The sequence below is a fragment of the Thermomonas carbonis genome (genome assembly GCF_014396975.1).
GTDB classification, from domain to species: Bacteria; Pseudomonadota; Gammaproteobacteria; order Xanthomonadales; family Xanthomonadaceae; genus Thermomonas; species Thermomonas carbonis.
In genome coordinates this window covers 2,171,560-2,191,395 of sequence record NZ_CP060719.1, presented here as the reverse complement: position 1 = coordinate 2,191,395, position 19,836 = coordinate 2,171,560, and the positions used below count along the sequence as shown (strand labels likewise).

13 protein-coding genes and 1 riboswitch are annotated in these 19,836 nt (G+C 67.2%); of the genes, 4 read left to right on the top strand and 9 right to left on the bottom strand.

What is annotated here, in order from left to right:
* The first annotated feature begins 44 nt into the window (after positions 1-44).
* Positions 45-174, top strand: a riboswitch (glycine riboswitch).
* A gap of 50 nt (positions 175-224) precedes the next feature.
* Together gcvP and H9L16_RS10070 are read left to right on the top strand one after the other, a co-directional pair.
* Positions 225-3,158: an aminomethyl-transferring glycine dehydrogenase gene (gene gcvP, locus H9L16_RS10075; protein ID WP_187551578.1), complete on the top strand. Its 2,934-nt coding sequence runs from the start codon at positions 225-227 to the stop codon at positions 3,156-3,158.
* A 140-nt stretch (positions 3,159-3,298) separates the two neighbouring features.
* Entirely contained in the window at positions 3,299-6,193 is a 2,895-nt protein-coding gene (locus tag H9L16_RS10070; RefSeq protein WP_223158135.1) for a TonB-dependent receptor plug domain-containing protein, read from the top strand.
* Between the two features lie 79 nt (positions 6,194-6,272).
* On the opposite strand, the gene H9L16_RS10065 is transcribed toward H9L16_RS10070, so the two are convergent.
* Together H9L16_RS10065 and H9L16_RS10060 are read right to left on the bottom strand one after the other, a co-directional pair.
* Positions 6,273-7,760, bottom strand: a complete 1,488-nt coding sequence (locus H9L16_RS10065) for a PA2928 family protein (protein WP_187551577.1) — start codon at positions 7,758-7,760, stop codon at positions 6,273-6,275.
* A 69-nt stretch (positions 7,761-7,829) separates the two neighbouring features.
* Entirely contained in the window at positions 7,830-10,490 is a 2,661-nt protein-coding gene (locus tag H9L16_RS10060) for a M1 family metallopeptidase (RefSeq protein ID WP_187551576.1), read from the bottom strand.
* A gap of 167 nt (positions 10,491-10,657) precedes the next feature.
* On the opposite strand from H9L16_RS10060, the gene H9L16_RS10055 reads away from it, so the two are divergent.
* Positions 10,658-11,113, top strand: a complete 456-nt coding sequence (locus H9L16_RS10055) for a hemerythrin domain-containing protein (RefSeq protein WP_187551575.1) — start codon at positions 10,658-10,660, stop codon at positions 11,111-11,113.
* 67 nt (positions 11,114-11,180) lie between these two features.
* Here the strand turns inward: H9L16_RS10055 and H9L16_RS10050 are convergent, their stop codons facing one another.
* A complete protein-coding gene (locus H9L16_RS10050) occupies positions 11,181-12,473 on the bottom strand; it encodes an adenylosuccinate synthase (RefSeq protein WP_187551574.1) in 1,293 nt (430 codons plus the stop codon).
* Positions 12,474-12,708: 235 nt separating this feature from the next.
* Between H9L16_RS10050 and H9L16_RS10045 the strand changes: the two genes are divergently transcribed.
* The gene (locus H9L16_RS10045) at positions 12,709-14,820 is read left to right on the top strand and encodes a S9 family peptidase (protein ID WP_187551573.1); all 2,112 of its coding nucleotides are present in this window, start codon (positions 12,709-12,711) and stop codon (positions 14,818-14,820) included.
* 4 nt (positions 14,821-14,824) lie between these two features.
* On the opposite strand, the gene H9L16_RS10040 is transcribed toward H9L16_RS10045, so the two are convergent.
* The 6 genes from H9L16_RS10040 to miaA form a co-directional block, all read right to left on the bottom strand.
* A complete protein-coding gene (locus H9L16_RS10040; protein WP_187551572.1) occupies positions 14,825-15,013 on the bottom strand; it encodes a DUF2065 domain-containing protein in 189 nt (62 codons plus the stop codon).
* Between the two features lie 3 nt (positions 15,014-15,016).
* Complete coding sequence (gene hflC, locus H9L16_RS10035) at positions 15,017-15,880, bottom strand: protease modulator HflC (protein ID WP_187551571.1); 864 nt, start codon at positions 15,878-15,880, stop codon at positions 15,017-15,019.
* On the bottom strand, positions 15,877-16,962 hold the full coding sequence (gene hflK, locus H9L16_RS10030) for an FtsH protease activity modulator HflK (RefSeq protein WP_187554142.1): 1,086 nt from the start codon (positions 16,960-16,962) through the stop codon (positions 15,877-15,879). Before hflK ends, hflC begins: the two co-directional genes overlap by 4 nt.
* A 41-nt stretch (positions 16,963-17,003) precedes the next feature.
* Positions 17,004-18,347, bottom strand: a complete 1,344-nt coding sequence (gene hflX / locus H9L16_RS10025) for a ribosome rescue GTPase HflX (protein WP_187554141.1) — start codon at positions 18,345-18,347, stop codon at positions 17,004-17,006.
* 108 nt (positions 18,348-18,455) lie between these two features.
* The gene (hfq, locus tag H9L16_RS10020) at positions 18,456-18,728 is read right to left on the bottom strand and encodes an RNA chaperone Hfq (RefSeq protein ID WP_187551570.1); all 273 of its coding nucleotides are present in this window, start codon (positions 18,726-18,728) and stop codon (positions 18,456-18,458) included.
* A 128-nt stretch (positions 18,729-18,856) separates the two neighbouring features.
* Positions 18,857-19,819, bottom strand: a complete 963-nt coding sequence (miaA, locus tag H9L16_RS10015; RefSeq protein WP_187551569.1) for a tRNA (adenosine(37)-N6)-dimethylallyltransferase MiaA — start codon at positions 19,817-19,819, stop codon at positions 18,857-18,859.
* Between the last annotated feature and the right edge of the window lie 17 nt (positions 19,820-19,836).

Below are 19,836 nucleotides of genomic sequence, written 5' to 3'. Positions count from 1 at the left end.
GAAGGCGCAACCGCCCGGAATCGCTCAGGCCAGTGACCGCCGTGTGACTACACTCTGGAGAGATCGGCAGCATCGGACGATGCGTGGCCGGCGCCGAAGGGGCAAGACCGGCACCGCCTCCCTCCCCGGGCCGCGCCGGTTCAAACTCTCAGGCGAAAGGACAGAGACGGGCATCCCACTCACGCGCCACGTGCTTCGACACGAAAGCGCCCACGGATGCCGCCATGACCCAGCCTTCGCTCCGCTCGCTCGAGCACCATGATGCTTTCATCGAACGCCACATCGGCCCCAACGACGCCGAGGTCGCGGCGATGCTGCGGGTGGTCGGCCATGACTCGCTGGAGTCGCTGACCGACGCCATCGTGCCGGCGTCGATCAAGTCCACCGTGCCGCTGGCGCTGCCCGGCAGCATGAGCGAGGTCGAGGCGCTGGCGAAGATCCGCGCCGTCGCGTCGAAGAACCAGGTGTTCCGCAGCTTCATCGGCCAGGGCTATTACGGCACCCACACGCCGAACGTGATCCTGCGCAACATCCTGGAGAACCCGGCCTGGTACACGGCCTACACGCCCTATCAGGCGGAGATCTCGCAGGGCCGCATGGAAGCACTGATCAACTTCCAGCAGATGTGCGCCGACCTGACTGGCATGGAGATCGCCAACGCCTCGTTGCTGGACGAAGCCACTGCCGCCGCCGAAGCGATGACCCTGGCAAAGCGCTCGGCGAAGTCGAAGTCGAACACCTTCCTGGTCGCCGGCGATACCCATCCGCAGACGCTGGCGTTGTTGCAGACCCGCGCCGAACCGCTGGGCCTGACCGTCGACGTCGTGCGTTCGACCGATGCCTTCCATGAAAAGCTCGCCGCCGGCGATTACTTCGGCGTGCTGGTGCAGTACCCGGCGTCGAGCGGCTGGATCGCCGACTGGGATCGCGATGCCGCGGTGATCCATTCGCACAATGCGCTGTTCGTGGTCGCCACCGACCTGCTCGCGCTGACCCTGCTCAAGCCGCCGGGCGAAATGGGCGCCGACATCGTGATCGGCAACACCCAGCGCTTCGGCGTGCCGTTCGGCTTCGGCGGCCCGCATGCCGCGTTCATGGCCTGCCGCGATGCCTACAAGCGCTCGATGCCGGGCCGCCTGATCGGCGTTTCCATTGATGCCGAAGGCAAGCCCGCGTATCGCCTGACCCTGCAGACCCGCGAGCAGCACATCCGCCGCGAGAAGGCCACGTCGAACATCTGCACCGCGCAGGTGCTGCTCGCGGTGATGGCCTCGATGTATGCGGTCTACCACGGCCCCGACGGCCTCACCCGCATCGCCAGCCGGGTTGCGCGGTTGACCGCGATCCTCGCCGCCGGTCTGCGCGAGCTCGGCCATGCGACGGTGCATGCGACCGCGTTCGACACCCTGTGCATCGACGCCGGCGACGCGAATGCCGCGATCGCCGAGCGCGCGCGCGCGCATCGCGCCAACCTGCGCGTGCGTGGCAACGGTTCGCTGTGCATTTCGCTGGACGAGACCAGCACCCGTGCCGACCTCGAACTGCTGTGGCGGATCTTCGCCGGCGACGCCGCCACCCTGCCCTCGATCGATGCGCTGGATGCGACCGCGCCGTCGCTGATTCCTGCGGCACTGGCGCGCACCAGCGCGTTCATGACCCACCCGGTGTTCAACAGCCACCACAGCGAGCACGAGATGCTGCGCTACATGCGCTCGCTGGCGGACAAGGACCTGGCGATGGATCGCACGATGATCCCGCTGGGCAGCTGCACGATGAAGCTCAATGCGACCGCGGAGATGATCCCGGTCACCTGGCCGGAGTTCGGCAACATCCACCCACTCGCACCGGCGGCGCAGACCGAGGGCTACGCGGAACTGATCGACGGGCTGGAGGCGATGCTGGTCGAATGCACCGGCTACGACGCGGTCAGCCTGCAGCCGAACTCCGGCGCGCAGGGCGAATACGCCGGCCTGCTGGCGATCCGCGCCTACCACGCATCGCGCAACGAGACGCATCGCGACATCTGCCTGATCCCCGAATCCGCGCATGGCACCAATCCGGCCAGCGCGCAGATGTGCGGCATGAAGGTGGTGGTGACCAAGTGCGACGCCAACGGCAACGTCGACGTCGAGGACATCCGCCGCGCCGCCGAGAAGCATTCGGCCAACCTCGCCGCGTTGATGATCACCTATCCCTCCACGCATGGCGTGTTCGAGGAGGACGTGGTCGAGATCTGCGACATCGTCCACCAGCACGGTGGCCAGGTGTACACCGACGGCGCCAACATGAACGCGCTGGTCGGCGTGGCCAAGCCGGGCAAGTGGGGCTCGGACGTGTCCCACCTCAACCTGCACAAGACCTTCTGCATCCCGCACGGCGGCGGCGGTCCCGGCGTGGGACCGTGCGCGGTGAAGGCGCACCTCTCGCCGTTCCTGCCCAAGCCGGTGCAGGCCGATGGTTTCCGCACCGAGGGCGTCGGCAATGGCGCGCTGGTCAGTGCCGCCACTTACGGCAGTGCCAGCATCCTGCCGATCAGCTGGATGTACATCGCGATGATGGGCGCCGACGGACTGCGCAAGGCGACCCAGGTCGCGCTGCTCAACGCCAACTACATCGCGACGCGCCTCGCCCCGCATTACGAGACCCTGTACACCGGCCGCAACGGGCTGGTCGCGCATGAGTGCATCCTCGACCTGCGGCCGATCAAGGACGCCACCGGGATCAGCGCGGAGGACGTGGCCAAGCGCCTGATCGACTTCGGCTTCCATGCGCCGACGCTGAGCTTCCCGGTCGCCGGCACGCTGATGGTCGAGCCGACCGAGTCCGAATCGCTGCACGAGCTCGACCGCTTCATCGACGCGATGATCCAGATCCGCGAGGAGATCCGCATGATCGAGCGCGGCGAACTGGACCGCGAGGACAACCCGCTCAAGCATGCGCCGCACACCGCGACCCAGGCTGCTGCCGCCGAGTGGAACCATGCCTACAGCCGCGAGCTGGCGGTGTTCCCGCTGGCCACGCTGAAGCAGCAGAAGTACTGGCCGCCGGTGGCGCGCGTGGACAATGTCCATGGCGACAAGAACGTGTTCTGCAGCTGCATCCCGATCGGCGAGTTCAAGGGCGAACCCGAAGCCTTCAGCGAGCCGATGGCGGTCTGACCCGGGATGGCAGACACCGCTCACAGGAGGCGTTACAGTCCTGTGACGCGGTGACCCTGCGCGGTGCCCTGGGGATGGGGCGCCACTGACACTTCAGGAGACAGGGTCACCGGTTCGCATCGCCAACCGGGGAACTCTGCATGCCTGCCAACACCACGCCCGCTGTCCATCGTCTCTGCGCTGCTTTGCTGGTGGCGCTCGCCGCGCCTGTCGCCGTCCAGGCGCAGGAGGCCGGCACCACGCCCTCCACACCGGCGATGAAAACCCTCGACCAGGTGACCGTCACCGGCTCGCGCATCCGCCGCGCCGATGCCGAAGAGTCGCTGCCGATCACCTCCTTCAGCAAGGAACAGATCGACGCCGCCGGCATCAGTTCGGCCGAGCAGTTGCTGATGCAGCTGAACATCGCCGGCAACGGCTCGGACAACCTGGCCAGCAACGGCGGCATCGTCAGCGAGGAACAGCGCGGCAACAACGGCGTGTCCGGCGCCAACCTGCGCGGCCAGGGTGCGGATGCGACGCTGGTGTTGCTCAACGGCCGCCGCGTGGCGACCCACGGCCTGAAGGGCCGCGCGGTCGATCTCAACGCGATCCCGTTCGCCGCGATCGAGCGCGTCGAAGTGCTGCGCGACGGTGCCTCCGCGATCTACGGCACCGACGCGATCGGCGGCGTGATCAACTTCATCACCAAGCGCGACTTCCAGGGCGCGCAGGTCTCGGCCTTCGTCGACTACACCGAGGCCGGCGGCGGCAACGTCCAGCGCGGCAGCATCCTGTTCGGCACCGGCGACCTCGAGAAGGACGGCTGGAATGCGTTCGGCACGATCAGCCTCAAGCGAAACACCATCCTGCGCGGCAGCGACCGCGACTTCTCCAATACCTTCCAGCCCGATCGCGGCCTGTCCCCGGACACCCGCGGCACGCCGTTCGCCAACGTGTTCAGCCTGGGCAGCACCGGCGTTGGTGCGACAAGCCTGCTCAAGAATGGTGTCCTCGAACCGGGCAACGCCACGCGCCTGACCGCAGTCAACCCGTACGCCCTGCCGGGTGGGGCCGGCTGCGAGAACGCCGGCGATGACATGGGCCCGTACGCCTACCGGATCTGGAACTCGGCGGCCTCGAAATATGCCTGCGCCTGGGATTACCCGGCCGCGGCAGTGATCCAGCAGCCGCAGGACAGCATCGACTTCATCGGTCGCGCCACCTTCCGCATCGGCACCACCCACGAAGCCTACGTGGAGATGACCGCGTCCAAGGTCGACGTGGCCAAGACCTTCGAGCCGAACCAGATCTCGTCCAGCACGTCTACCGCAGCGACGGCACTCGGCCCGACCACCTGGTATCCGCTCACGCCCGATACCAAGGCCACCTACGACGCCGTCTACAACGCATTGGCCGGGTACTTCGGCGCAGGGCAACTCGACTACGGCCAGCGGATTGCCTACCGCTGGCGCTGCGAAGCCTGCGGCCCGCGCCAGATCGAAACCACCACCAAGTCCTACCGCTTCGTCGCCGGCATCGGCGGCCTGGTCGGCGACTGGAACTACGACGTCGGCCTGACCCGCGGCTCGAGCAAGTCGGAATCCATCCTCGGCACCGGCTTCCACTACACCGATGCGCTGAAGGCCGCGCTCGGCAGCGGCCTGATCAATCCGTTCCTCGCACCCGGCCAGGAGCAGTCGGCGGCGGCGATGGCGGCACTGGATGCAGCGTCCGCGGCAGGCGTGAAGCTGTACGGCGGCGAGTCGATCGTGACCTCGCTGGATGCCTCGGTGTCCGGCGAGCTGCCCTGGTTCAAGCTCCCCGGCGGCAACATCGCGATGGCGGCCGGTATCGACCTGCGCCGCGAGGAGTTCCGTTTCGACGGCGACCAGCGCGCCGACAAGCGCGTGGTATTCAACGCCCCGTTCGACGATGCCAACGCGCTCGGCAATGTCAGCCGCGACATCAGGGCGGTGTTCGTCGAGTTGAACCTGCCGGTGTTCAAGAACTTCGACATCAACCTGGCCGGCCGCTACGACGACTACAGCGGCTTCGGCGGCACCACCAACCCCAAGGTCTCGTTCAAGTATCGGCCGCTCGAATCGCTGCTGTTCCGCGGTGCCTACAGCACCGGCTTCAAGGTGCCCAACTTCAACCAGCTGTTCAACGGCCTGAGCGAAGTGCAGTACGTCGGCCTGGATCTGGCCGATCCGGAAACCTGCCCGAGCGGGATCGCCAACCCGAACGTGGCCGGCTGCGACGTCATCCGCCCGGTCGAGCTGTTCGGCGGCAACGCGGCCCTTGCACCGGAAGAGTCCGAGCAGATGAGCTTCGGCCTAGTGTATTCGCCGATGTCGCAGTTCAACATCGCGCTGGATTGGTGGGAGATCGAACGCGAAAGCACCATCCGCGCCGCGCCGCGGCAGACACTGATCGATTACTACGACCTGTTCCGGGACAACTGGATCCGCGAGGGCGGTGAAGTGGTGGCGATCGATCGCCGCTACATCAATTCCGGCGGCAGCCTGATGCGCGGCGTGGAGGTGGATGCCAACCTCAACGGCGAAGTGGCCGGCGGGCGCTGGAACGTCAATCTCAACGGCAGCCTGATCACCATGTTCAAGACCAAGGCGCTGGAGACCCTGCCCTACAGCGCGAATCTGGTCGGCAAGTACGTGCGCTACTTCAACCTGCCGATCCGCTGGAAGCACACGCTCAACTTCGGCTACGCGCGCGGCGATTGGACGCACAACCTCAGTCAGATGCACCGCGACGGCTACTTCGACGAGCCACCGCCCAGCGTGGCCAACGGCAGTTACATTCCGCCGAACTGGAAGCCACGGGTGGAGGGCTACACCACCTACAACTACAGCCTCAGCTGGAGCGGCATCGAGGACATCAAGGTCACCCTCGGGGTCAAGAACCTGACCGACAAGGATCCGCCGTTCACCGCGCACCAGAACGACTTCGCCGCCGGTGCCGCATGGGAAGCGCGCATCGCCGATCCGCGCGGCCGTGCCTACAGCCTGCTGTTCGAATACAACCTCTGGTGATGGGCAGTTCCCGGCAATAACAGGAAGGCCCCGCACTGCGGGGCCTTTTCTTTGCTGAGCAGGCGCGACGCGAGTTGGCTCAGTCGCCGCCGGTTGCCTTCGACAACGGCGCATCGGCACCGATGTCCCATGCCTGCCAGCGGCCATTGGCCAAGTCGAGCGACAACAAGGCTTCGTGCCGCGTGATCACGCCCTCGCGGACTTCATTCCAGTTGCCGTTGAGCAACACATGCGAGCCGACGGACCAGCGATTCGTCAGCGCGTCGTACGGCAATACCGCCGTCCACAGCGTGCGTGCGAACGCACCATCCACCCGCGAAAGCGCAAGCCGGCCCTGCGCATCCATGCGCGTGCGATGCAGCACCAGCACGCCATCCGGATCTTCCAGTCGCAACGGCGCGCGCACCGCCGGCTTCATCATGATGCCGCGCTGGATCCATTGCGGTGCACCGGGCTCCGCCTTAGCTTTCAGCAGCCGACCCTGCAGCCATTCGCCGGCATTGGCGATGCGTTCCAGCTTGACGATGCGTTTGAACTTCTCCGCATCGAAGGTCTCGATGCAGTCGCGGATGCGTTGCCGATGCGTCGCCGGCGCAGTGGCACGCGCCCCATTGCTGTAATCGTCCAGGTTGCCGTCCGCGGCGGCGCGCATGAAGGCGTTGCTGTCGTCGTCGCGCGCGGCGCTTTCCGCCCGGTCCTCGCAGTAGCCCTGCACGCCCTTGCGACCGCCGTAGGCCAGGAAATCGTCGCTCCAGGCGGTGGCGGTCGCCCGCCAGAACGTGCGCCTCGCCATCGCGCCTTCGTCGTCGATGTCGGCCGAATCCGCGTAGTGGTCGCCACGCGCATCGTCCTCGGCATCGCGCGCCTCCTTCTCGCTGAGCAGGCCGATCCAGTCCTCACCGAAGCGGCCATGGCGAACACCGAAGTCTCTTGTGTCGTGGCCGCCGTTCCAGGTGGTGCCCAGGCTCACCGCGTAGCTGAACTGGCGTTCGTCCGCGACCTGGTAAGGCGTGGCCCGGTAACCGGGCACCTCGATGCCGACAAGGCGTGCGTCGGCGAGGGTGACCACCAATTTGCCGATGAAGGTATGGAACTTCAGCTCGCCCGGCAGGACGCCGGCGATCTCGGGGTTGGCCTGCGCCAGCGTGGCGCGATCCGCCAGAAGCGAGCCGTCGCGCGCGGACAGGGCCAGCACCTGGTCGTGCACCCACACCCAGACGACCTCGCCCTGCTGGCCCAGGATGCGGATCTCCGCGCCCGTCCCGCCTTCCTTGTCGCGCAGCACCTTGAGGTCCTTCGCCCACAGGCGCTGCGCGTTCGCCGGGTCGTGCGCCTGCAGGCGCAGGTAGTAGATGTAGTCGGTGACCCAGCGACCGGAGCTGCGCGAGCCGCCACCGACATGCCGCGAGCGCTCTTCCTCCTGGATCACCGCCAGCCAGGCCTGCTTGCCGCTGCCGGTATCGACCAACCCGATCGGGCCGCTGCGCTCCGGTGGATCGAACGTGCTCTGGCTGCATGCCGCCAACCCGAGCAGCATCGGCAATACCCACCCTGTCCGCATCCGCATCGTCGCGCCTCGCTGCCGGTCTTCCGAACCAACGGCGCGATCGGGCGGAGGCGGACATCCGCGCGGGCGTCAGCTCCCCTGCTTCTTCAGCCAGGCCTCGATCGCCGGCATCCGCTGCTGCTTCACCTGGAGCCGGTACTCGATGTTGGCGATGGCGGTCTCGGTGGCATTGCGTGCGCTTGCCGGGATGTGCGCGTCGGCGAACGCGCGCAGCTTGCCGATCATCGCCCTGTCCGAGGAACCGCCGCCGATGCCGGGGTAGTAGCGCGCCTGCGATGACGCATCGACCAGCTTCTCCACCTGCGCGCGATGCGCCACCGCGAAGTCGAAGGCCATGTCCGGATGCTGGCCCGCAACCGCGCCGATCATGCCCGCACTGTTGGTCGCGCCGGGCTCAGCGGTGAGCGCCAGGTCCAGCGCGCGCTGGCCGAGCGCCTGGTCCTCTGCAATGCCGAGCAGGTTGTACAGCTGGTTCTTGATCATCGGGGTCTTTTCCGCGCGGGCCATCGCATGCAGCGTGTCCCAGGTCGCGGCATCGGCCTTGTTGGCGACGATGCCGGTGATCAGGCTGCGCAGCGCCGGTGGCATCGATGCATCGTCGTTGGCGGCGAAGCGGCGGCGCGCCTCGGCGACGATGGCCTCGTCGCCCAGTCCGGCCAGAGTGCCGATCAGCGTGGTGCGCAGCAGTTGCACCGGCGCGGAATCGTCGGCCTTGCCGTTCCAGCCGATCTTCGCGAACACCGGGTGCAACACGCCGCGGGCATATGCCTGGAAGCGCTTCTGCGCCGCGTCGTTGCCCGCCAGGTAGCCGTTGATGCTGCCCAGCGTGCCGGCGATATCGTCCCAGATCGCCGGATCGGCATCGATGGAGACGCCCTTGGCCAGATCCAGGTAGTCCGAGGCCGGCCGCAGCCCGGCCATGCCCAGCGCCCAGGTGTCGTTCATGATGCCGAGCTGGTCGATCGCATCGAGTTTCGCGAAGTCCTTGCCGATCGCGGCGAACTGGGCGTCGCCATACAGCGTGCGGTAATAGCCGGCCTGACCGGCGTTCACGACCACCGCGCCACAGCCCGGCACCTGTAGCGAGCCCTTGCCGCCTTCGACCACGGTGTCGACGCGCGCGCCACCTGCGGCCTGCGCCACCACCGGCACCCGCCAGTGCAGCGGCGTCTTGCCGGGTCGGTCCTTGGTGAACTCGCCCTGCGACAGCTGCAGCGTGGTGGTGCCCGCATTGCAGGTCGCGGAATCCACGGTGATCAGCGGGATGCCGGGCTGATTGGTGAAGTCGCGGGCGATGTCCAGGATCGGCTTGCCGGCCGCCTGCTGCACCGCGCTCCACAGGTCGGCAGACACCGTGTTGCCGTACGCATGCTTCTGCATGTACGCGCGCACGCCCTCGCGCCACGCATCCTCGCCCACGTAGTTCTCGAGCATGCGGATCACCGCGCCGCCCTTCTGGTAGGTGATCGCGTCGAAGGCCTGGCCCAGCTGTTCGACGGTCTCGACTTTCTGGACGACCGGATGCGTCGTCGCCACGGCGTCGCGGCTCATCGCGCCTTCGCGGCCGCCGACCGCATCGAGCCGGGTGTTCCACTCGGGATGGAATTTCTCGGTGGCGCGCGCGGCCATCCAGGTCGCGAAGCCTTCATTGAGCCAGAGGTCGTCCCACCAGCTCATCGTCACCAGGTTGCCGAACCACTGGTGGGCGATCTCGTGCGCGGCGACCGAGAAGATGCCCTGCACGTTGCCGATGGTGGAGATCTTCGGGTCGACCAGCAGGATGTATTCGAACGAGAGGATCGCGCCCCAGTTCTCCATCGCGCTGAAGAACTGGCTGCTGCCCGGCGCGGCCACGTTGTCCAGCTTCGGCAGCGGGTACTTCACGCCGAAATAGTCGTTGTAGTCCTTCAACACCAGCCGCGAGGCCTCCAGTGCACCGGCGGCCTGCGCCACCTTGCCCTTGGGCGTGACCACGCCGACTTCGGTGCCGTCGACCATGTCGGTGGCGCGCTCGAACTCGCCGACCGCGAGGAACAGCAGGTAGGTCGACATCTTCGGCGAGGTGGCGAAGCGCACCTGCTTCTGGCCGTTGCCGAGATCCCTGGTCGCGGTGGCAGGCATGTTGCTGACCACCATGTCGGCGCTCGGCGCATTGACGGTCAGGTCGAAGGTCGCCTTGAGGTTGGGCTCGTCCCACGAGGGCACGAAGCGGCGCGCATCCGGTGCTTCGAACTGGGTGAACAGCGCGCGCTTCTTGCCGTCCTCGCTGTCGTAGTCGATCGCGAACAGGCCATTGGCCTGGGTATTGATCATGCCGACGTAGTCGATCGCCAGCGCGTAGCGGCCGGCCGGGAGCGGCGCGTCGAAGGTGAAGCTCGCGGTCTGCGCCTGCGGATCGAGCGTGACCTTCGGCGTCAGCGGCTTGCCCGATTTTCCGGTCAGCGCGCTCTTCGCGAACGTCAGGTTGACTGCCTGCAAGACGATCGTCGAGGTCGGCTCCAGCACGTCGATGTCGATCGTGACCTTGCCGTCGAAGGCCAGCTTGTCCGCGTGCGGGGTGACTTCGATGGCGTAGTGCGACGGCACCACGTTGCGCGGCAACTGGGTGGTCGCGCGCACCGCCGGCGGCGCGGCCTTGCGCGAAAGCTCGGCTGCCGATTGCGCGGATGCCTGAAGCGTGATGCCGCACAGGGCGAGCGTGATGGCGGCAGTGATCAGGTTGCGGCGCATGGAATGTCCTCGGTAGCGGAGGCGCGGGCGCGAACCGCCTGCACGATCCGCGATCATCCGCGTACGCCACGCCGCGCGGCAGCGCCGGAAGTCATGGCCGCCGCGCATTCACGTGGCCATCGCGGCATCCGCGCCAACCTGCCGGACCGTCGCCGCGGATCGCCGCCATGCCCGAGACCATCTACGACGCGCTGCGCGAGAGCCACGAGATCCAGCGCTCGCTGTGCCGCAAGCTGTTGCGCGCCAAGCCCGGTACCCAGGACCGCATCTCGCTGTTCAAGCAGTTGCACACCGAACTCGCCGCGCACGCCGCTGCCGAGGAACGCTTCCTCTACGCGCCGGTGCTGATGCATGACGCCGGCCTCGACTCATCGCGCCACGCCCTGCACGAACACCACGAGATGGACGAACTGGTCGAGGACCTGCACAAGGCGGATGCCGAGGGCGGCCAATGGCTGGCGGTCGCGCGCAAGCTCTCGGAAAAGGTGCATCACCACCTGCGCGAGGAAGAGAAGAAATTCTTCCAGGTCACCGGCAAGATCCTGGACGACAAACAGAAAGTGTTGGCCGCGAAGAAATACCGCAAGGACTACGCGCGGATGCTGGCGAAACTGCGCGCCTGAGCATCGATGTCGCCAAACAGAACGCCCCGCGATGCGGGGCGTTTTTCTGTTGCAACCAGCGTCGAGCTCAGGCGAACGGGTCGCGCAGGACGATGTTGGCGTCGCGGTCCGGGCCGGTGCTGACGATCGCCAGCGGGCAACCCGCCAGTTCCTCCAGCGCGCGCAGGTAGGCGCGTGCAGCGGGCGGCAACTTGTCCCATTCGGTGATGCCGGCGGTGGATTCGCTCCAGCCCGGGAACTCCAGGTAGACCGGCGTGCACTCGTCCCAGCCGTCCGCATCCAGCGGCGCGTATTCGGTGCGCTTGCCGCGGTACTCGTAGGCGATGCAGATGTTGAGCTTTTCCATCCCGTCGAGGATGTCGAGCTTGGTGATGCACAGGCCGCTGATGCCGTTGATCGCCACCGCGCGCTTGAGCGCCACGATGTCCATCCAACCGCAACGGCGCGGGCGACCGGTGGTCGCGCCGTATTCCTGGCCGCGGTCGCGGATGCCCTGGCCGACGGCGTCGTCGAGCTCGGTCGGGAACGGACCGCCACCGACGCGCGTCGCATACGCCTTGGCGATGCCGAGCACGTAGTCGATCGCGTCCGCGCCCACGCCGGTGCCGGCCATCGCACCGCCAACGGTGGTGTTGGAACTGGTGACGTAGGGATAGGTGCCGTGGTCGATGTCGAGCAGCGAGCCCTGCGCGCCTTCGAACAGCACCTTCTTCCCGGCCTTGCGCAGGTCATGCAGGATGCCGGCGACGTCGGCCTTCATCGGCTGCACGTACTCGCCGAAGGCCAACGCCTCGTCCAGGGTCTGCTGGTAATCCACCGCATCGACCTTCAGGTACTGGGTCAGCACGAAGTTGTGGTAATCGAGCGCCGCGCGCAGCTTCTCGGCGAGTTCGGTCGGGTAATGCAGGTCGGCCACGCGGATGCCGCGACGCGCCACCTTGTCTTCGTACGCAGGGCCGATGCCGCGGCCGGTGGTGCCGATCGCCGACTTGCCGGCGGCCTTCTCGCGCGCCTGGTCCAGGGCGATGTGGTACGGCATGATCAGCGGCGTCGCCGGGCTGATCTTCAGCCGCGAGCGCACTTCCACGCCATTGCCCTCGAGCTCGGCGATTTCCTTCTGCAGCGCCCCCGGGTGCAGGACCACGCCGTTGCCGATCAGGCACAGCGCGTCGTCGCGCAGGATGCCGGACGGGATCAGGTGCAACACGGTCTTCTTGCCGGCGATCACCAGCGTGTGGCCGGCGTTGTGGCCGCCCTGGAAGCGCACCACCGCGCCGATGTCCTGCGTCAGCAGGTCGACGATCTTGCCCTTGCCTTCATCGCCCCATTGCGCGCCGAGTACGACGACTGACTGACCCATTTCCGTGCTCCAGACGTGAGAAAAGCCGAGGCGTGCCCCCGGCTTTCCGACATTCTACGGGGTTCATGGCCTGCTGTCGTGGCGCGGTTGGGCCGACGCATCCCGTCCGACGGCGAGTCCGGCACCGATCCGCGTATAACCTGACCATGGCAGGCGTCCGGGGAAGGGACCGTGCTGCCCAGCGGGCTGCTGCACGCCCGCCGACGACGAAGATGCATCAATCAGGGGATCCGCCATGAATGCCGCGCTCACACGCTTTGTCCTCGTGCTTGCATTCGCGTCACTGGTACCGGTCGCTGCGGCTGCGGACCAGCCGAAGCGCCCGATCACCGCGCAGGACCTGTGGGCAGTCAAGCGCGTCGGTGCGCCCGCGCTCTCGCCGGATGGCAGGCAGGCTGCGTACAGCGTGCAGGAATGGTCGATCGAGAAGAACAAGCCCACCGCTGCGCTGTGGCTGACCGATGTCGCCAGCGCCACCTCGCGGCGGCTGACCGCCGGCACCGGCAGCGACACCGCTCCGGCATGGAGCCCGGACGGCAGCCGCATCGCCTTCGTCGGCAAGCGCGGCGAGGACGAAATGGCGGCGCTGTACGTCATCGCGGTCGGCGGCGGCGAGGCAGAGAAATTGGTGGAACTGCCCTACGGCGTGGCCGTGCCGGCGTGGCTGCCGGATGGCAAGGGCATCGTCTTCGCCACCCAGGTCATCCCCGAACTCTCGGGCAGCCTCGCCAAGGCCGACCTCGCGGCGATGAAGAAGGAGGCCAAGCGCCGCAAGGACTCGAAGATGACGGCCTACGCCAGCGAGTACCGGCAGTACCGCTGGTTCGACCGCAACCTCACCGACAACCTCGCCAACCGGCTGCTCAGGATCGACGTGGCCAGCAAGGCGCTGACGGAGCTCACCCCGAAGTACGACCGCCTGTTCCAGCCTTCCGGCGAGGTGCGCTTCGATGTCGCGCCCGATGGCCGCCACATCGCGCTGGCGCTCAATTCCACGCCGCCGCCCTACGCCAACCAGCCCAACCTGGACATCGTGCTGGTGCCGACCGACGGCAGCGGCGCGTTCGCCAACCTCACCGTCGACAACCCCTACAGCGACGATAATCCGCGCTTCGCGCCCGACGGCCGTTCGGTGCTGTACACCCGCGTGGCCACCGCCAACAGCCAGGGCGAATTGCGACGCCTCTGGCAGCACCGGCTGGCCGAGAAGCGCAACGTGCCGATGGCGTCCTCGGTCGATCTCTCGATCGATAACCCGGGATTCACCGGCGATGGGAACAGCCTGGTCTTCCTCGCCGAGCAGCAAGGCCGGGTGCCGCTGTTCCGCCTCAACCCCGATGGCAGCGGGACGCCCAGCGTGTTGTTCGGCGAGGGCAGCAGCACCGCGCTGGACGTGCAAGGCCAGCAGGCCGTGTTCCTCAACGAGCACACCGGTCGCCCCGCCGAACTGTTCGCGATGGACCTCAGGGGCGGCCCCGCGCGCCAGCTCACCCGCTTCAACGAAGCGCTGTTCGCGGGGCTCGACCTCGGCAAGGTCGAATCGCACGAGTTCCCTGGTGCCGGTGGCGACACCGTGCAGATGTGGGTGATCTACCCGCCCGGCTTCGATCCGAAGAAGAAGTACCCACTGGTGCAACTGCTGCACGGCGGCCCGCACACGATGGTGCGCGATGCCTTCAGCCCGCGCTGGAACAGCCATGTGTTCGCCAGCCCGGGATACATCGTGGCGTGGGTGAACCGGCACGGTTCCACCGGTTTCGGCGAGGCCTTCGCGCGCAGCATCAACGGCGCCTGGGGCGACAAGCCGACCGAGGACGTGCTCAAGGCCAACGACTACCTGTTCGCCACCATCCCTGCGATCGACCGCGACAACGTGGCTGCCGCCGGAGCGAGTTACGGCGGCTATCTGGCGACCTGGTTATTGGGCCATACCAAGGCGTTCAAGACACTGGTCAACCACGCCGGCGTGAGCGATTTAATGGGCCAGTACGGCGCCGACATCACCACCTACGGTTTCACCAGGGAGGTCCTGGGTGGAACGCCCTGGGACAGTCCTGAAGCGATGCAACGCAACAACCCGGTCGCCTACGCCGCCAACTTCAGTACGCCGATGCTGATCACCCACGGCGAGAAGGACTATCGCGTGCCCTACGGCCAGGGCATCGCCCTGTACGGGATCCTGCAAACCATGCGCGTGCCTTCGCGGCTGGTGGTGTTCCCGGACGAGAACCACTGGATCCTGTCGCCGCAGAATTCCATTTACTGGAACTACGAAGTGCAGAACTGGCTGGCGCGCTATATCGGCGGCAAGCCGATGGCGAAACCGGAGTTCAAGGCTGCGGAGTGATCCGCTAGCCGCCCTTCACCAGCCACAGCGAGACCAAGCCGATCGCCAGCACTACCCCGCCGATGCGCCGGACGTGTTCGTCCGGCATCTGCTGCAACTGCTCGGCGGCGCGTTTCCACGCGCCGGGTGCGGCGAACAGGATCAGGCCTTCCAGCACGGCGACCAGGCACAGCGCCGCCCACAGGTCAGACACGGATCAGCGGTCGCTGCGCATGTACTGCAGGAACGGGTCGTCGCGTTCCAGCACGATCACGTTGTCGCCGCTGGAGAACGACTTGCGGTACGCCTCCAGGCTGCGCTGGAAGGCGAAGAACGAGGGATCCCGATTGGCCGCTTCGGCATATAGCCGGGTGGCTTCGGCATCGCCCTGGCCGCGCAGGGTCTGCGCGTCGCGTTCGGCCTCGGCCAGGATCACCGCGCGGTCGCGGTCGGCCTTGGCGCGGATCTGGTTGGCCTGTTCCTCGCCCTCGGCGCGCAGCCGGCTGGCGACCTGCTGGCGTTGCGCACGCATGCGGCTGTAGACGTCGCCGATGACCCGGCTGTCTGTGGGCAGGTCGATCTGCTTGATCCGCAGGTCGACGATGCTGATGCCCAGATTGCGCGCGCCGGTGTTGATGTTTTCCAGCTGCTTGCCGATGACGTCGGCACGGCTGCCGGACACCACCTGCTGCAGCGTGCGCGAGTTGATCTCGTTGCGCAGCGCGTCCTTGATGATCGGGGCCAGGCGTGCCGATGCGGCATCTTCCTGGCCGCCGGTGGCGCGGTAGAACGCGCGCACGTCCTCGATCCGGCCGATCGCGAAGAAGTCGACGCTGACATCCTTGCGCTCGGAGGTCAGGTAGCGCTCCGGCTGCGCCGCCAGCACCTGCAGGCGGCGGTCGAAGCGGCGCACGCTTTCCACCAGCGGCAGCTTGAAGTGCAGGCCGGGCTTGAGATCCCAACGCACCACCTTGCCCAGGTTCAGGACCAGCGCGGTCTGGCCTTCGGCGATCACGAAGACCGAGCTCGCCAGCAACAGCAACGCAGCAACCGCCGCGGACATCCAGGTCGAGAATTTCATCGCACGGCCTCCTCTCGGCCCGCAGCACGGCCGCTGCGTGCACTACGCGCGGGTTCGGTGGTGGCTTCCACCGTCGGCGAAATCAGTTCAGGGGCCAACGCCGCAGGCGGCACAGTGGTCGCACTAGAGGAACCCTTGCCGCCTTGCATCGGCACGTAGATCAGCTGGCGACCATCGCCACCAACCACCGTGCGGTTGTCGGCCAGCACCTGCTGCACGGTGTCCAGCCAGAGCCGCTTGCGGGTCACATCGGGGGCCGCCTTGTACTGATCGACCAGCAGACTGAAGCGTGCCGCGTCGCCGGTGGCGCGTGCGATCGATGCGGTCTTGTAGCCCTCCGACACGGTGCGCGTGCGCGCCGCTTCACCGCGCGCTTCCGGCACCACCTTGGCCGCGTAGGCGATCGCCTCGCTGGTCACCCGGTCCTTGTCCTGCTGGGCGCTGTTGACGTCATCGAACGCCGGTTTCACTTCCTCCGGCGGACGCGCGTTGGGCAGGTTGAGCTCGGTCACAGTCAGACCGGTCCTGTAGGTTTCCAGCGAGGCCTGCAACTGGTCGCGCGCCGACACCGCCAGCGCGCTGCGCGCGCCGAGCACGGTATCCAGATCGGAACGCCCGACCTGCTCGCGGACCGTGCTGAGCGCGGCCTGCTTGAGCACGTCATCGGCGTTGCGGGTGCCGAACAGGTACAGCTGCGCATCGCCGATGCGGTACTGCACGTTGATCTCGACATTGACGATGTTCTCGTCCCGGGTCAGCACCGGAACGGTTTCGTTGAGCGTCTCGATCTTGGTGGCGTTGAGCTTGTGCACGCGCTCCAGCGGCCACGGCAGCTTGAAGTTGGGCCCCGGCTGCATGATCCGGTCGAACTTGCCGAAGCGCAGCACCACGCCGCGCTCCTGCTCGTTGACCAGGACGAAGCAGTTGAACGCCAGCCACAGCGCCAGCACCACCCAGATCCAGCGCAACGGGTTGCCGTTGCCGAAGTCCGGCAGCTTCTCCAGCAGGTTGCCGAAACCGCCACCACTGCCACTGCCGCCGCCGGATTTTCCGGAACTACCACCGGGCCGGTTCCAGGCCATCCAGGTCATTCTTGGCCCGCGCGGGCCGCTGCTTTTCGTCGTCATGCGTCCGATTCTACTGGTAAGCCTGCCGTGAAGCGTTCTGCGGGATACCCGGCATCGATCGCCGGCAGCAGCGGTCGCAGTGGTGCGCCATCGGCCTGTGCGGCCAGCCGCGCCGCGTCCGCAACCGGCAGGTCCACCTGCAGGCGCCAACCGTCGGCATCGAGTTCCTCGCTGCGAACCGCATCCAGCGCATGCAGGCGGGCGCGCAGGCGACCGGCATCGACCGGCAACACAATGTGGCCGATCACCCGCTGCAGGCCGAGCCGCTCGCCCAGCGCGTCGCGCAGCAGGTCGATGCCGAGCTCATCGCGGGCAGACACCCATACGGCATGGCGATCCTCGCCACGCTGGTCGATCCGCGGCATCGCGCCCTCGATGCGATCGATCTTGTTGAAGACCTGCAACTGCGGAATGTCGCCGGCCCCGATCTCGCGCAGCACGGCATCGACCTGACCCATGCGCTCGTCGCGCAACGGGTCGTTGGCATCGATGACGTGCAGCAGCAGGTCGGCCTCGCGCGCTTCGCTGAGGGTCGAGCGGAATGCGGCAACCAGTTCATGCGGCAGGTCGCGGACGAAGCCGACGGTATCGGCGAGCACCACGCCACCACCCGCCAACTCGATGCGACGCACGGTCGGGTCCAGGGTGGCGAACAGCTGGTCGGCGGCATACGCATCTGCGCCGGTGAGCGCATTGAATAGCGTCGACTTGCCGGCATTGGTGTAGCCGACCAGCGCCACCCGCGGCAGCTCGCTGCGCACCCGCGCGCGACGCATCTGGGTGTGCTGGACTTCGACCTTTTCCAGGCGCTTCTGCAGCATGTCGACCCGCTTCTGCAGCAGGCGACGGTCGGTTTCCAACTGGGTTTCACCGGGGCCACGCAGGCCGATCGAACCGCCGCGCTGGCGCTCCAGGTGGGTCCAGCCGCGTACGAGCCGGGTGGCCACGTGTTTCAGCTGCGCCAGCTCGACCTGCAGCTTGCCCTCGGCGCTGCGCGCACGCTGCGAGAAGATGTCCAGGATCAGGCCGGTGCGGTCGACGACGCGACGTTCCAGCAACTTTTCGAGGTTGCGTTCCTGGCCCGGGCTGAGCGCATGGTTGACCAGGACGAGGTCGGCACCGGTGGCCTCGCAGGCGGCCTTCACTTCCTCGAGCTTGCCGCTGCCGATCAGGGTCGCCGGATTCGGGCGATCGATCTTGGCGGTCAGCACCGCGGCGACGGTGGCCCCTGCCGAGCGTGCGAGTTCGCCGAATTCCTCCAGCGCGCCCTCGGCGGGCGGGCCTCCGGCATGCGGCTGAATCAGCAGGGCGTGTTCGCCCCGGCGGGAGCGTTCGAACAATTGGGTCGGCATTGCAACCCAGATATGGGCGAATCCCGTCGGGGCAACCCCCTGTGGTTGCCTGGGGTTGCTCTCGGGTTAGGTCAGGGCAGGCACGGGCGCCTGCCCCTACGGGGCTTCGATCTCGTCGTTGGGCTCGCCGACTTCGCTCTCGGCACCGCCGGTGGCGCTGATGCGCACGTTGCGCGCCGGCACCACGGTCGAGATCGCGTGCTTGTAGACCATCTGGCTGACGGTGTTGCGCAGCAGGACCACGAACTGGTCGAACGATTCGATGGTGCCCTGCAACTTGATGCCGTTGACCAGGTACACCGAGACCGGGATGCGCTCCCGGCGCAAGGCGTTGAGGAACGGATCCTGCAAGGATTGCGACTTCGACATTGGTTTCCCCACGGCTGTTGCGTGTCTTCTTGTTGTTTGTGGTCGTGGGCCTGTTCCCCGGGCCCCGCGCCCGCCGCATTTCCGGGGGCGCGACCCGATGTTAACGCAGGACGCCGTGAATGCGTGCGTCAGGACGCCTGGTTGCCGATGAAACCGGCGACAGCCGCGTCCAGATGCGTGCGCTGCGTCACTGGATCGAACCAGCGCGCGTCGAGTTCGCCGCGCAGCCAGGTGAACTGGCGCTTGGCCAGTTGCCGGGTCGCGGCAATCGCGCGTTCGCGGAAGGTGGCCGCATCGCATGCGCCCTCCAGGAACTCCCATGCCTGCCGATAGCCGACGGCACGCACCGCCGGCAATTCCAGCGGAGTCGGATGCGTCCGCAGTTCCGGCAGTGCGCGCAAAGTGCGCATCTCATCGAGGAAGACGGCGTCCAGCATCGCGTCGAAACGCCGTTCGATGCGCGCGTGCAGCAGCGCGCGATCCGGTGGCGACAGCACCAGCTTCAGCACCTTCGCGGGGAAGCGTGCGCGCGTCGACTCGCGCTGCCAGGCACTGATCGGTCGTCCGGTCAGCCGATGCACTTCCAGCGCACGCTGGATGCGTTGCGCATCGGTGGCGTGGATGCGCGTGGCGGCTTCAGGGTCGACTGCGTGCAGGTCGGCGTGCAGGGCGGCCCAACCACGCGCAGCGGCATCCGCGGCGAGCTCCGCGCGTAATGCCGGGTCGGCGTCGGGCATTTCGGCAAGGCCTTCCAGTAGCGCACGAAAATACAGGCCGGTGCCCCCGGCGAGGATCGGGGTGCGTCCACGCGCCAGGATCCCGTCGACCGCCACGCGCGCATCGCTGGCGAATTCCGCGGCCGAATACGGCTGCCACGGCTCGCGCACATCGATCAGGTGGTGCGGCACCTGTGCCTGTTCGTCCTGCGTGGGCTTGGCGGCACCAATGTCCAGGCCGCGATACACCAGCGCGGAATCCACACTGACGATCTCGCCGCCCAACCGCTCCGCAAGCTCGAGCGCATACGCACTCTTGCCCGAGGCGGTCGGACCCATCAGCGCGATGCAGCGGGGGCGCATGTCGAGTGTCATCGCGGCACGGATTGCCG

What these genes read in the sequence shown, in the direction of transcription:
- gcvP (WP_187551578.1), top strand. Translation starts at nt 225, where the DNA reads ATGACCCAGCCTTCGCTCCGCTCGCTCGAGCACCATGATGCTTTCATC.
- hflC (WP_187551571.1), bottom strand. Translation starts at nt 15,880, where the DNA reads ATGAAATTCTCGACCTGGATGTCCGCGGCGGTTGCTGCGTTGCTGTTG.
- H9L16_RS10045 (WP_187551573.1), top strand. Translation starts at nt 12,709, where the DNA reads ATGAATGCCGCGCTCACACGCTTTGTCCTCGTGCTTGCATTCGCGTCA.
- H9L16_RS10065 (WP_187551577.1), bottom strand. Translation starts at nt 7,760, where the DNA reads ATGCGGATGCGGACAGGGTGGGTATTGCCGATGCTGCTCGGGTTGGCG.
- H9L16_RS10070 (WP_223158135.1), top strand. Translation starts at nt 3,299, where the DNA reads ATGCCTGCCAACACCACGCCCGCTGTCCATCGTCTCTGCGCTGCTTTG.
- hfq (WP_187551570.1), bottom strand. Translation starts at nt 18,728, where the DNA reads ATGTCGAAGTCGCAATCCTTGCAGGATCCGTTCCTCAACGCCTTGCGC.
- H9L16_RS10055 (WP_187551575.1), top strand. Translation starts at nt 10,658, where the DNA reads ATGCCCGAGACCATCTACGACGCGCTGCGCGAGAGCCACGAGATCCAG.
- miaA (WP_187551569.1), bottom strand. Translation starts at nt 19,819, where the DNA reads ATGACACTCGACATGCGCCCCCGCTGCATCGCGCTGATGGGTCCGACC.
- H9L16_RS10060 (WP_187551576.1), bottom strand. Translation starts at nt 10,490, where the DNA reads ATGCGCCGCAACCTGATCACTGCCGCCATCACGCTCGCCCTGTGCGGC.
- H9L16_RS10050 (WP_187551574.1), bottom strand. Translation starts at nt 12,473, where the DNA reads ATGGGTCAGTCAGTCGTCGTACTCGGCGCGCAATGGGGCGATGAAGGC.
- hflK (WP_187554142.1), bottom strand. Translation starts at nt 16,962, where the DNA reads ATGGCCTGGAACCGGCCCGGTGGTAGTTCCGGAAAATCCGGCGGCGGC.